The sequence below is a fragment of the Paracoccus seriniphilus genome, from assembly GCF_028553745.1.
GTDB classification, from domain to species: Bacteria; Pseudomonadota; Alphaproteobacteria; order Rhodobacterales; family Rhodobacteraceae; genus Paracoccus; species Paracoccus seriniphilus.
Map to the genome: position 1 here is coordinate 1522783 of NZ_CP067129.1, position 12730 is coordinate 1535512.

Here is a 12730-nt window from a genome sequence, read left to right on the forward strand (position 1 = left end):
GATAGCCGCCCGGCCTTTGTTTACACTAGGTATCTTCTTCGGAATTTCCAGCATCTTCCGCATCGCCCTGTTCCGCAATGCGCGCGACCGAGACGACCTTTTCGCCTGCTGCCGTGTTGAAGACACGCACGCCACCTGCACTGCGCGAGCGGAAGCTGATCCCGTCGACCGGCACCCGGATCGACTGACCGGTCGATGTCGCCAGCATGATCTGGTCATCCGTCTCGACCGGGAAACTGGCCACCAGGGAACCGCCACGCATGGCCTTGTCCATGGCCATGACACCCTGACCACCCCGACCGCGGACAGGATAGTCATGGCTGGAACTGATCTTGCCCGAACCATTGGCGGTGATCGTCAGGATCAGATCTTCGGCGGCCGACATCTCGCCATAGCGTGCCGGCGAGATTTCACCCTCGACCACGTTCTCTTCATCCTCGTCGGCCTCGGCACCGTCATCCAGCGCACCGGCGACGGCTCGGCGCATCTTCAGATAGGCCGCGCGCTCTGCCGGGTCGGCTTCGAAATGGCGGATGACCGACATGCTGACAACGCTGTCGCCCTCGGCCAGCCGGATGCCACGGACTCCGGTGGAATCGCGCCCCTTGAAGACCCGAACCGCCGTGGTCGGAAAGCGGATCGCACGGCCATGTTCGGTGAACAGCATCATGTCGTCTTCGGTGGTGGCCATACGCACACCGACCAGGCTGACACCTTCCGGCAGTTTCATCGCGATCTTGCCGTTGGATTTGACATTGGTGAAATCCGACAGCGCATTGCGGCGCACGTCACCCTGCGAGGTCGCAAAGACGATCTGATAGGCTTCCCATTCAGTCTCTGGGGCATCGACAGGCATCAATGCCGCGATCGAGACTCCCGGGTCGATGGGCAGAATGTTCACGATCGCCTTGCCCTTCGAGGTCCGCCCGCCCAAGGGCAGTCTCCAGGTCTTGAGCCGATAGACCATGCCATCGGTCGTGAAGAACAGCAGCTCGGTATGGGTATTGGCGACGAACAATGTCGTGACGACATCATCCTCCTTGGTGGCCATCCCAGACAGGCCCTTGCCACCGCGCCGCTGAGCACGGAACTCGGCCAGCGCGGTACGCTTGATATATCCCCCCGAGGTGATGGTGACGACCATGTCTTCGCGTTCGATCAGATCCTCGTCCATCATGTCACCGGACCATTCGGTGATCTCGGTGCGACGCGGGACGGCGAACTGATCGCGCACTTCCTGCAATTCATTCGAGATGATTTCCAGAATCCGTTCGCGCGAGGCCAGGATTGCCAGATAGTCGCGGATCGCGTCAGCCAGCTGCTGCAGTTCGTCCGTGACCTCCTTGACGCCGATCTGTGTCAGGCGCTGCAGGCGCAGGTCCAGAATGGCGCGGGCCTGCGTTTCCGACAGATAATAGGTGCCGTCATCATTGATGGGATGCAGGGGGTCGTCGATCAGGCGCAGATATTCGGCAATCTCATGGGCGGGCCAGCGGCGTTGCATCAGCCTTTCGCGGGCTTCCGCGCCATCGGCACTGCTGCGGATGGTGGCCACAACCTCGTCCACATTGCTGACGGCAACGGCCAGACCGCACAGGACGTGGCTGCGCTCGCGGGCCTTGCGCAGTTCATAGGCTGTACGTCGCGCCACAACTTCTTCGCGGAAGCTTATGAAATGCGTCAGAAAATCGCGCAGCTTCAGTTGCTCGGGACGGCCGCCGTTCAGCGCCAGCATATTGCAGCCAAAGGTGGTCTGCAGCGAGGTGAATCTGAACAGTTGGTTCAATACGACCTCGGGGGTGGCATCGCGCTTCAGTTCGATCACGACGCGGACACCCTGACGGTCGGATTCATCCTGAACCGAAGAGATCCCCTCGACCCGCTTTTCCTTGGCCAGTTCGGCGATCCGTTCGATCAGGCTGGATTTGTTCACCTGATAGGGGATTTCGTCGACGACGATGGCATAGCGGTCCTTGCGCGGCTCCTCGATATGGGTCTTGGCGCGAATGATGACGCTGCCCCGACCCTCCAGATAGGCCTTGCGCGCGCCCGAACGGCCCAGGATCAGCGCGCCGGTCGGGAAATCCGGACCGGGGATGATTTCCATGATCCGCTCGGTCGGCAGATCGGGGTTTTCGATCAGGGCCAATGTTGCATCGATGACCTCGCCCAGGTTGTGCGGCGGGATGTTGGTGGCCATCCCGACCGCGATCCCGCCGGCACCATTGACCAGCATGTTGGGAAAACGGGCGGGCAGGACCGTGGGTTCACGGTCTTTGCCGTCATAGTTGTCCTGATAGTCGACGGTATCCTTTTCGATATCCTTCAGCAGGAAATCGGCAGGCTTGTCCATGCGCACTTCGGTGTAACGCATGGCCGCGGGCGGATCGCCATCCATCGAGCCGAAGTTGCCCTGACCGTCCAGAAGAGGCAGGGACATCGAGAAATCCTGCGCCATCCGCACCAGGGCGTCATAGATCGCTGCATCGCCGTGCGGGTGGTACTTACCCATCACGTCGCCGACCGGTCGCGCCGATTTGCGATAGGGCTTGTCGGCGGTATTGCCGCTTTCCTGCATGGCGTAAAGGATACGTCGATGAACCGGCTTCAACCCGTCACGCAAATCGGGGATCGCACGGCTGACGATGACCGACATGGCGTAATCCAGATAGGATGTCCGCATCTCGGATGAAATATCGATCACCGGCCCGTCATGAGGCATCACGCTGCGCACCGGATCGGTGCTGTCCGGTCCGGACTGTGGCGTTTCGGGCATGTCGTCTTCTGGAGTATCGGCCACGGAAATTCCTCAACATCTTGTTGAAGTTTGGTATAGCCGACAGGGTTTCTGGGGGCAATCTTGCCCCCCCTTATTTTGCCGTATTGATGCCTTTTAGACCGCGCATTGACGCGATCGTCCAGATCGCCAGCAGCCCGGCCGAGCAAATGGCGTTCCAACTGGCCATCGACAGCCCGACAAAGCGCCAGCTGACCTCGTCACAACGTGTCACCGGCGCCGATTGCAGCTTGGTCAAGAGGTCCTGGGCGGACATGCTGGCGATATCTCCGACTCCGCCAGAGCAATGCGCAGGCCCTGGCCACCATGCCATCTCGACGCCGCTGTGATAGATCGCCAGTCCCAGCGCCACCGCGGCCGCCACCATGCCCAGCACGGCGAATGCACGCAGGCGTCCGGTCAGCCAGATCAGCGCGGCGATCACTGCGGCCGCCAGATGTGGCCAGCGTTGCAGGATGCACAATTCGCAGGGTGCATAGCCCGCAGCCTGGAACCCCAGCGCAGCGATCAGCAGGCCCGCGGAACCGGCTCCGGCCAGAAATGTCAGTTGGCGTGCGTTCATAGATACCTCAATGCGACAAAGCCGCCGATGAGGCAGACCATGAAGACGGTAAAAACAAGGCCCAGGCGTCTCTCGATGAAATCCCTTATGGGCGGACCAAAGCGCCACAACAGTCCGGCGACCACAAAGAAGCGTGCGGCGCGGCCCAGAACCGTCGCCAGCAGGAACAGTGGCAGAGGCAGGGCGACAGCGCCGGAAAAGATCGTGATGACCTTGAAGGGAAAGGGCGTCAGCGCCGCGAAGAGGACGGCCCAGCCGCCATATTCGTTGAACCTTGCCGAGAGAACCTCATAGGCCTCTTGCTTGCCATAGGCGCTCAGCACCCATTGGCCGACGCTGTCCATCAGCGCGGCACCGATCCAGTAACCCAACATGGCCCCCAGAACCGAGCCGAAGGTCGCGATGAAGGCAATGGCCATCGCGCGGGCGCGACGCGCCAGAACCATGGGGATCATCAGCACGTCCGGCGGGATCGGAAAGACCGAGCTTTCGATGAAGCTGATGCCGAAAAGGGCCGGCATGGCGTGGCGATGCGCCGCGAGTCCCATGGTCCAGTCATAAAGCCTGCGCAGCATCACGGTCCCTTCCGTATTCCGTGGCCGTGGATGGACCGGCAAGTGAACAGGGTCAAGCACCTTGCGCTGCTTTCGCGAGGCTGTGATCATGACCTGTGACATCTTCGGCAATCGTGACCGGTCGCGCGCCTCATGACGCAATGGCGCAGACCGCTTCGCAGAAAGGCGGACCATCATGCAGTGGCGAGGCAGGCGCAGCAGCCGCAATATCGACGACCGGCGCAGCCTTGGCAGGCGTGGTGCGGGCGGCATGGGCATTGTCGGCATGTTGGTCGTGCTAGCCGTCGGCTATTTCTTCGGTGTCGATATCGCGCCGATCGTCGGTGAACTCGATCAACAGCCCGCCGGGACAGGACAGCCGTTGAGCGCGCGCGACCGGGAATACGGCGAATTTGCTTCGGTCATTCTGGCCGATACCGAAGACGTCTGGGCGGCGGTATTGCCGCAACAGGCCGATATCTCCTATGTCGAGCCGACGCTGGTCCTGTTTCGCGGCAGTGTTCAATCGGCCTGCGGCGGGGCCTCGGCGGCCATGGGGCCGTTTTATTGCCCCAACGACCAGCGCGTCTATCTGGATACGGATTTCTTCGAACAGATGCAGCAACGGATGCAGGCGGGCGGAGATGCTGCTTTCGCCTATGTCATTGCCCATGAGATCGGGCACCATGTGCAAAACCTTATGGGCACGCTGGGGCAGGTCAATTCACTGCGCAGCCGCGTCAGCAAGGCGGATTCCAATGCGCTGTCGGTCCTCGTGGAACTGCAGGCCGATTGCTATGCCGGCATCTGGGTGCGGCAGGCGGATCAACGCTTTGACCTGCTGGAGACCGGCGATCTGCAAGAGGCCATGAGGGCCGCCCATGCGGTGGGTGATGATGTCATTCAGGCCGGGGCAGGGCGCACGCCCATGCCCGACAGCTTTACCCATGGTTCGGCGCGGCAACGTCAGGACTGGCTGATGCGGGGCTATAATTCCGGCGACATGGCGCAATGCGATACCTTCGCGGCAGCGGGGCTGTAGGGGTGCGGCTCAATGCGGCAGGCGCGGCGCCCGGCCATGTGTCATCTGCGCCCATTCCGGCCAGAGCCCCAGTTTTTCAAGTGCGACGATCCCGATGGCCAGTGCAATCACCGCAAGAACCAGCATGACACGGGCCTTGCTGGGCGGGTTTCGCGCCCATTTCGATGCGCGAAGCAGCCAGATCAGGTTGTTCATTGCCCGCTCTCCCTGCTAATGCCGGTGGCGCAAGACAACACCCGAATGCCACGAAACACAAGAGATCACCTTGCCGCATCATCAGGACAGCCGCGACCTTCCCTATACCGCCAGCCAGATGTTCGCGCTGGTGGCCGATGTCGAGAAATATCCCGAGTTCCTGCCATGGAACAGCGCGGCGCGGATCCGCACCCGCAAGACGCGCGAAGATGGCGCCGAGGAAATCGCCGCCGATCTGGTCATAAGCTTCAAGGTGTTCCGCGAACGCTTTGGCAGCCGGGTGGTCCTGTGGCCCGCGGACAGCGCAACAGGGGCCCTGAAGATCGACACCGAATATCTGGACGGGCCGTTCAAATACATGCGCAGCGGCTGGGTCTTTACCGACCGCCCCGAGGGTGGCTGCCGTGTCGAGTTCTATGTCGACTTCGAATTTCGCAATGCCATCCTGCAAAAGCTGATCGGCGTCGTCTTTCACGAAGCCATGTCTCGGATCGTCAAAGCCTTTGAAGATCGCGCCCGCGCGCTTTACAGCTAGGATTCATTCAAGCAGCGCAGGATTTCGACATGACTCCGACATCGGGAAAGGCGCAACCGGATCTGATGCCCGCCAAGATTGTCTATGGGCTGTATGCGATTGGCTATCTGGTGGCGGTGACCACGCTGGCCGGTGTGGTCTATGCCTATCTGTCACGTGGCAAGGATCCGGTTCTGGACAGCCATCTGACCTTTCAGATCAGAACTTTCTGGATCAGCCTTGGCATCGCCGTGCTGGCCCTGATCACCACGGTCATCGGAATCGGCCTGCTGATCTGGCTGTTCCTGGCAGTCTGGGGCGTGTTGCGGGTGTTGTCGGGCTTTCTGCTGGCCCATGACGGCAAGCCGATCTCGGGGACGCGGCACTGGGGAATGATGGCCTATTGAGCCCTCCAGCCCAAGGATGAAGGAAAAGGGGCCTGCGCCCCTTTTCCGGCTTTTCAACTCAAGGCCGCTTTCAGGGCTTCGGCGCGGTCGATGCGCTCCCAGCTGAAGGCCGTGGCATTGGCCAGCGCATAGGGCTCACGTCCAAAATGACCATAGGCCGCCGTCGGGCGATAGATCGGGTGCAGCAGGTCCAGATCGCGGATGATCGCGAAGGGTCGCAGGTCAAAGACCTCGCGGACCGCGGCGACGATACGATCATGGGCGACCGTTTCCGTGCCGAATGTGTTGAGGCTGATCGAGGTAGGTTGTGCCTCGCCAATGGCATAGCTGACCTGAATTTCGCAGCGGCTGGCCAGACCGGCGGCCACGATATTCTTGGCGACCCAACGCCCGGCATAGGCGGCCGAGCGGTCGACCTTGGACGGATCCTTGCCCGAAAACGCACCGCCACCGTGACGGGCCATGCCGCCATAGCTGTCGACGATGATCTTGCGCCCGGTCAGCCCGCAGTCACCCACCGGGCCGCCAATGACGAATTTTCCGGTCGGGTTGATGAAATATTTGGTCTCGGCCGACAGCCATTCGGCAGGCAGAACCGGCTTGATGATTTCCTCGATCACCGCTTCGCGCAGATCCGCCAGCGAGATATCGGGATTGTGCTGGGTGGACAGAACGACCGCATCAATGCCGGTCGGACGGCCGTCTTCGCCATAGCGCAGGGTGACCTGTGACTTGGCATCCGGGCGCAGCCAGTTCAGCGTGCCGTCGCGACGGACCTTGGACTGACGTTCCACCAGCCGGTGGGCATAGGTGATCGGGGCGGGCATCAGCACATCGGTTTCATCCGAGGCATAGCCGAACATCAGGCCCTGATCGCCCGCGCCCTGTTCTTCCAGGCTGGCGCGATCCACGCCCTGATTGATCTCGGGGGATTGCTTGCCGATGATATTGATCACCGAACAGGTCGCCCCGTCGAAGCCGACATCGCTGCTGGTATAGCCAATATCATTGATCACGTCGCGCACGATCGATTCCAGATCGACCCAAGCGCTGGTGGTGATCTCGCCCGAGATGATGGCGACGCCGGTTTTTACCATCGTCTCGCAGGCTACGCGTGCGCGCGGGTCCTCGGCCAGAATGGCGTCCAGAATCGCGTCGCTGATCTGGTCGGCGATCTTGTCGGGATGGCCTTCCGAGACGGACTCGGAGGTGAAAAGCGAATATTCAGGCATTGATCAATACCGGTAATGGTCTGGTTTGAAGGGGCCTTCCGGGGACACGCCGATATAGTCGGCCTGTTCCTTGGACAGGGTCGACAACTTGACCCCGATCTTGTCCAGATGCAGACGGGCCACCTTTTCGTCCAGCGCCTTGGGCAGGATATAGACGCCGGGCTGATATTCGCTGCCCTTGGTCCACAGTTCGATCTGCGCCAGCACCTGATTGGTAAAGCTGGCCGACATGACGAAACTGGGATGTCCCGTAGCGTTGCCCAGATTGAGCAGACGGCCCTGGCTGAGCAGGATGATCCGGTTGCCCGAGGGCATCTCGATCATGTCCACCTGGTCCTTGACGTTGGTCCATTTGTGATTGCGCAGCGCAGCGACCTGAATTTCATTGTCGAAATGGCCGATATTGCCGACGATCGCCATGTCCTTCATCTCGCGCATATGCTCGATGCGGATGACGTCCTTGTTGCCGGTCGTGGTCACGAAGATATCCGCGTCGGCCGCCACATCTTCCAATGTGACCACCTCGAAACCGTCCATCGCCGCCTGAAGGGCGCAGATCGGGTCAACCTCGGTCACCTTGACGCGCGCGCCCGCGCCGCGCAGGCTGGCCGCCGAGCCCTTGCCGACATCACCATATCCGCAGACAACGGCGACCTTTCCGGCCATCATCACGTCGGTTGCACGGCGGATGCCGTCGACCAGTGACTCCTTGCAGCCGTATTTGTTGTCGAATTTCGACTTGGTGACGCTGTCATTCACGTTGATCGCGGGAAAGGGCAACTGGCCGTTCTTGTGCAGGTCATACAGGCGATGCACGCCGGTCGTGGTTTCCTCGCTGACGCCCTTCAGCGCATCGCGCTGACGGGCGAACCAGCCGGGGCTGGCCGCGAGCCGCTTACGGATCTGCGCGAACAGGGCTTCTTCCTCTTCGCTGGTGGGAACGGCGATCAGATCGGTTTCGCCTGCTTCGACACGCGCGCCCAGCAGGATATACATGGTCGCATCGCCACCATCGTCCAGGATCAGATTGGCGGTGCCCTCCGGGAACTGGAAGATCCGATCGGTATAAGACCAGTATTCTTCCAGCGTTTCGCCCTTGACGGCAAAGACAGGTACGCCACTGGCGGCAATTGCGGCGGCGGCATGGTCCTGGGTGGAATAGATATTGCACGAGGCCCAACGGACCTCGGCACCAAGCGCGGTCAGGGTCTCGATGAGAATTCCGGTCTGAACCGTCATATGCAGGCTGCCCGCGATCCTGGCACCTGCAAGGGGTTTGCTCTCACCATATTCTTTCCGCAACGCCATCAGACCCGGCATTTCGGTTTCGGCGATATCGAATTCCTTGCGGCCAAATTGCGCAAGGCCGATGTCCCTGATGATATAATCGGTCACGGGGGCGATCTTTCGTTAAACTGAATTTCGCCCCGTGATAATGGATGCCCCCCGAAGGTGAAAGGCCGTTTTGCGCACAGCCGCCCCTTGCCGGGCATTATCAGCGTGCTGCCGCAGGCCTGGCCGTGCCTGTCGCGTCATCTGGGGCACTGGCTCAGTTCGGCTTGCGCGTAGAGCCGCGGGCGATACGCCTGACGAAATCATGAAGCGCGATCTTTGCCGCCTCGACCTGTGGCGTGTCGGGATACCATTCGGACATGCGCTGATCGACGACCATGCGCGCCAGCCCATAAGCAAATGAGCGGCTGGACAGAACCATCAGCCGGATATTCTCATCTTCGGCAAGATGGCCGGCATCGCGGGCCCGTTCCAGCATACGCCCCATCAATTCGTCCAGCGAGGTCGCATATCGGCGCAGTGACGGAACGTTCAGCAGGTTCAGCATGCGGTCATCCGACAACAGCCGGAACTGCGCGCGATGCATGTCGGCCCATTCGATATAGGCTTCGCCCAGGGCAAGAAACTGTGCGACCGAGTCCTGCGGGTCGACCTTGACCACGGCCTTGACGCAGGCATCCATCAAGCGAACCAGCGCCTGTTCCGCGGCCGCCACAAGAACGGAATGCTCATCCGGGAATATCTTGCGCAGATCCTGTGCCGAAACCCCCAGGATCTCGGAAAGATCCTCGATCTGAGGCAATGTCGTCTGAGAACTTTCCAGCACATCAAGCAACGTTGCGATCGTGCGGCCATGCAGGCCGACACCCGCAAGACCTTGCCGTCTGTTGCTCATGTCATCGCCTTTCATGTTGCCGAAATCGGCGCCGAGCTTCTTGTCGATGGTCATCGCCATGGCAGGCCCTTTCACGAAGATGAACTTGACATGTGAACGGATCCGTATTGTCCAATATGTCTATCTAACATTCCAGTTCTTCGAGACAAGCAGTTATACTCCCGTGGAAAAATTCGTCGGCGCTGCGCATGATTCGCGCCCTGTTCCGCGAGATATTCCGAACAAGGTCAGAGCGGTCCGTGACATCCGACACGCAAATGCGATACATGTTCAGCCTCTCTGGATCCCAACTTGACCCAGCGTAACACAGACACGGTTAACGACGAACTAATATAAAAGAACAACCGCCGCGCAGCGGGGCTGCACGGCGGTCTGACATGTCCGGACGGGATCAGGCCTCGGCGCGGGCCTGACGCTTGCGTTCATGCGGGTCGAGATGGCGCTTTCTCAACCGGATGTTCTTGGGCGTGACTTCAACCAGTTCATCATCATTGATATAGGCGATTGCCTCTTCCAGCGACATCCGAACCGGGGGCGTCAGCCGGACCGCCTCATCCGTGCCCGAGGCGCGGACGTTGGTCAGTTTCTTGCCCTTGAGCGGGTTCACCTCCAGGTCATTGTCACGGCTGTGTTCGCCGATGATCATGCCCTGATACAGCTGCTCTTGCGAGCCGATGAACATCTTGCCGCGATCTTCCAGGTTCCAAAGCGCATAGGCAACGCTGACACCATCTTCCATGCTGATCAGCACGCCCTGACGACGCCCTTGGATCGGACCCTTGTAGGGTGCCCATCCATGGAAGATACGGTTCAGAACGCCATTGCCGCGCGTGTCGGTCATGAATTCGCCATGATAGCCGATCAGGCCGCGCGACGGCACATGTGCCACGATCCGCGTCTTGCCGACGCCCGCGGGACGCATGTCGACCATTTCGCCCTTGCGGTCGCCAGTCAGCTTTTCGATCACTGCGCCGGTATAGTCGTCATCGACATCGATGATGACCTCTTCGATCGGCTCCATGCGGACGCCATCTTCTTCGCGGAAGATCACGCGCGGACGGCTGATCGACAGTTCATAGCCTTCGCGGCGCATGTTCTCGATCAGAACGCCCATCTGCAATTCCCCGCGACCCGAGACCACGAAAGCCTCGCCGCCGGGAGTGTCTTCGACCCGGATGGCGACATTCACCTCGGCTTCGCGCATCAGGCGTTCGCGGATGACGCGCGACTGGACCTTCTTGCCGTCCTTGCCGGCCAGCGGGCTGTCATTGATGCCGAAGGTCACGCTGATGGTGGGCGGATCAATCGGTTGTGCGGGCAGGGCGGTCTCGACGTCGAGCGCGCAGAGCGTATCCGCCACCGTCGCCTTGGACATGCCGGCAAGCGTGACGATGTCACCGGCAACAGCCTCGTCGATCGGGGTCTGGGTCAATCCGCGGAACGCCAGAACCTTGCTGATGCGGAATTGCTCGATCCGGTCGCCGTCGCGCGACAACGCCTTGATCGTGTCGCCCGCCTTGGCGCGTCCTGCTTCGACCCGACCGGTCAGCAGGCGGCCAAGAAAGTTGTCGGCCCCCAGGGTGGTGGCCAGCATCTTGAAGGGTTCATCGGCATGTTCGACCTGTTTGGGCGGCTGAACATGTTTCAGGATCTGATCGAACAGCGCAGTCATGTCCTTGCGCGGACCGTCCAGCGTTTCGTCACACCATCCCCCGATGCCCGAGGCATACAGATGCGGAAAGTCGAGTTGCTCGTCACTGGCGCCCAGATTGGCGAAAAGATCGAACACATCGTTCAGCGCGTGATCGGGTTCTGCGGCGGGCTTGTCCACCTTGTTCAGAACGACGATCGGGCGCAAACCGAGGGCCAGGGCCTTCGAGGTCACGAATTTCGTCTGGGGCATCGGTCCTTCTGCGGCATCAACCAGCAGACAGACGCCATCGACCATCGACAGGATCCGTTCGACCTCACCGCCGAAATCGGCGTGGCCCGGGGTGTCGACGATATTGATGCGCGTGCCTTTCCATTCGACCGAGGTTGCCTTGGCCAGAATGGTGATGCCACGCTCACGTTCGATGTCGTTGCTGTCCATCGCGCGTTCGGCGACGGCCTGATTTTCGCGGAAAGAACCGGATTGCTTCAGCAACTGGTCGACCAGCGTCGTCTTGCCGTGGTCAACGTGTGCAATAATGGCGATGTTGCGGATATCCATGGTAGCCTTCCGTACAATTCGCCGCTGCCCTATAGAAACGGGCGGTGAATTGCCAGCGGTAATCGCATTATCAACGCCGATACCGGACGTCACCAGCCCGGTCGGGGTCAGCGCAGCCCCAGAAAGGACAGAATGAACAGGACGACAACGACCAGACCGACAATATAGATGATCGAATTCATGAACAGCTTCTCCTGACAGGGCGCCGCGATCATCGCGGTGCATTGACGGCCCAACCTGCTCAGGCGGATCGGGTTCCATCCTTCACCATCAATGCCTGATGCAGCCAACCCAGTCCGGCGCGGGTCAGGCCATGGGGTTCGTATTCGGCCCCGACATAGCCGCGATAGTCCAGATCATCCAGCATGACCAGAAAGCCATGCAGATCAAAGTCTTTGTCGGACGGTTCCTGACGTCCGGGATGGCCCGCGATCTGAACATGGCGGATCATGGCCTGATGGGTTCTGAATGTGGCCGCGACATCTTTCGACATCATCCGGGCGTGAAAACTGTCCAGTTGCAGCCCCAGGTTTGGCGCGTCGATTTCGGCGATCAACGCCGCCGCCTGATCATAGCTGGTCAGGAAGTTCTCGGGATGCAGGGCCGGGCTGACCGGCTCGATGGTCAGGCTGACCTCGGGGGCGTATTGCGCCGCCCATATCAGATTCCGAAGAAAGACCCTGCGGGCTTCATCGCCCGAGGATTCGCCTGCCATGATATTGATGTGGCGCGCCTGCAGGTCCTGTGCGAATCGCAAGGCGCGTTTGAAGTCGCTTTGGAAACGCGCTTCCAGCCCCGGCACGGCGGCAAAACCACGCGGCCCCCCGGACCAGTTCGGGGGTGGCGTGTTCAGCAGGACGATCTTCAGACCGGCCGCGCGCGCTGCGCGCGAAAGGGTGTCGGTTGCGACATCATAGGGAAACAGAAGCTCGACACCCTTGAAACCCGCATCTGCGGCCGCGGCAAAGCGGTCGTGGATGGGCAGTTCGGTAAACATCAGCGACAGATTCGCAGCAAAACGTGGCAT

The 12730-nt window shown here is 60.6% G+C and carries 12 protein-coding genes; 3 read left to right on the plus strand and 9 right to left on the minus strand.

Translation table 11 applies throughout. From position 1 onward, the window contains the following. Nucleotides 1-25 precede the first annotated feature (25 nt). The 3 genes from gyrA to JHW44_RS07450 form a co-directional block, all read right to left on the minus strand. Nucleotides 26-2722 (minus strand): DNA gyrase subunit A, encoded by a 2697-nt coding sequence (gene gyrA / locus JHW44_RS07440; protein ID WP_089343630.1) that lies wholly within the window; start codon nt 2720-2722, stop codon nt 26-28. A gap of 148 nt (nt 2723-2870) precedes the next feature. After that, nucleotides 2871-3359 carry a disulfide bond formation protein B gene (locus tag JHW44_RS07445; RefSeq protein WP_089343562.1) on the minus strand — a complete coding sequence of 163 codons (489 nt, stop codon included), beginning with the start codon at nt 3357-3359 and terminating at the stop codon, nt 2871-2873. After that, nucleotides 3356-3934 (minus strand): YqaA family protein, encoded by a 579-nt coding sequence (locus JHW44_RS07450; protein WP_089343561.1) that lies wholly within the window; start codon nt 3932-3934, stop codon nt 3356-3358. The genes JHW44_RS07445 and JHW44_RS07450 overlap by 4 nt, the downstream gene beginning before the upstream one ends. A gap of 175 nt (nt 3935-4109) precedes the next feature. Here JHW44_RS07450 and ypfJ point away from each other — a divergent pair, with 175 nt between their 5' ends. Then, nucleotides 4110-4955 carry a KPN_02809 family neutral zinc metallopeptidase gene (gene ypfJ, locus JHW44_RS07455; RefSeq protein WP_089343560.1) on the plus strand — a complete coding sequence of 282 codons (846 nt, stop codon included), beginning with the start codon at nt 4110-4112 and terminating at the stop codon, nt 4953-4955. Nucleotides 4956-4964: 9 nt separating this feature from the next. Here ypfJ and JHW44_RS07460 read toward each other — a convergent pair whose 3' ends face one another. Then, nucleotides 4965-5150 (minus strand): hypothetical protein, encoded by a 186-nt coding sequence (locus JHW44_RS07460; protein WP_089343559.1) that lies wholly within the window; start codon nt 5148-5150, stop codon nt 4965-4967. Nucleotides 5151-5220: 70 nt separating this feature from the next. On the opposite strand from JHW44_RS07460, the gene JHW44_RS07465 reads away from it, so the two are divergent. Together JHW44_RS07465 and JHW44_RS07470 are read left to right on the plus strand one after the other, a co-directional pair. Then, a complete protein-coding gene (locus tag JHW44_RS07465) occupies nt 5221-5685 on the plus strand; it encodes a type II toxin-antitoxin system RatA family toxin (protein ID WP_089343558.1) in 465 nt (154 codons plus the stop codon). Nucleotides 5686-5714: 29 nt separating this feature from the next. Beyond that, nucleotides 5715-6071, plus strand: a complete 357-nt coding sequence (locus JHW44_RS07470; protein WP_179217657.1) for a DUF4870 family protein — start codon at nt 5715-5717, stop codon at nt 6069-6071. A 53-nt stretch (nt 6072-6124) separates the two neighbouring features. Here the strand turns inward: JHW44_RS07470 and metK are convergent, their stop codons facing one another. The 5 genes from metK to JHW44_RS07495 all read right to left on the minus strand — a co-directional run bounded on the left by metK (nt 6125) and on the right by JHW44_RS07495 (nt 12730). Beyond that, a complete protein-coding gene (gene metK / locus JHW44_RS07475; protein ID WP_089343557.1) occupies nt 6125-7303 on the minus strand; it encodes a methionine adenosyltransferase in 1179 nt (392 codons plus the stop codon). Nucleotides 7304-7306: 3 nt separating this feature from the next. Further along, nucleotides 7307-8698 (minus strand): adenosylhomocysteinase, encoded by a 1392-nt coding sequence (ahcY, locus tag JHW44_RS07480; protein ID WP_089343556.1) that lies wholly within the window; start codon nt 8696-8698, stop codon nt 7307-7309. Nucleotides 8699-8852: 154 nt separating this feature from the next. Next, nucleotides 8853-9551 (minus strand): TetR/AcrR family transcriptional regulator, encoded by a 699-nt coding sequence (locus JHW44_RS07485; RefSeq protein WP_089343555.1) that lies wholly within the window; start codon nt 9549-9551, stop codon nt 8853-8855. A 331-nt stretch (nt 9552-9882) separates the two neighbouring features. After that, entirely contained in the window at nt 9883-11703 is a 1821-nt protein-coding gene (gene typA, locus JHW44_RS07490) for a translational GTPase TypA (protein ID WP_089343554.1), read from the minus strand. 241 nt (nt 11704-11944) lie between these two features. Next, nucleotides 11945-12730 carry a hydroxypyruvate isomerase family protein gene (locus JHW44_RS07495; protein ID WP_089343553.1) on the minus strand — a complete coding sequence of 262 codons (786 nt, stop codon included), beginning with the start codon at nt 12728-12730 and terminating at the stop codon, nt 11945-11947.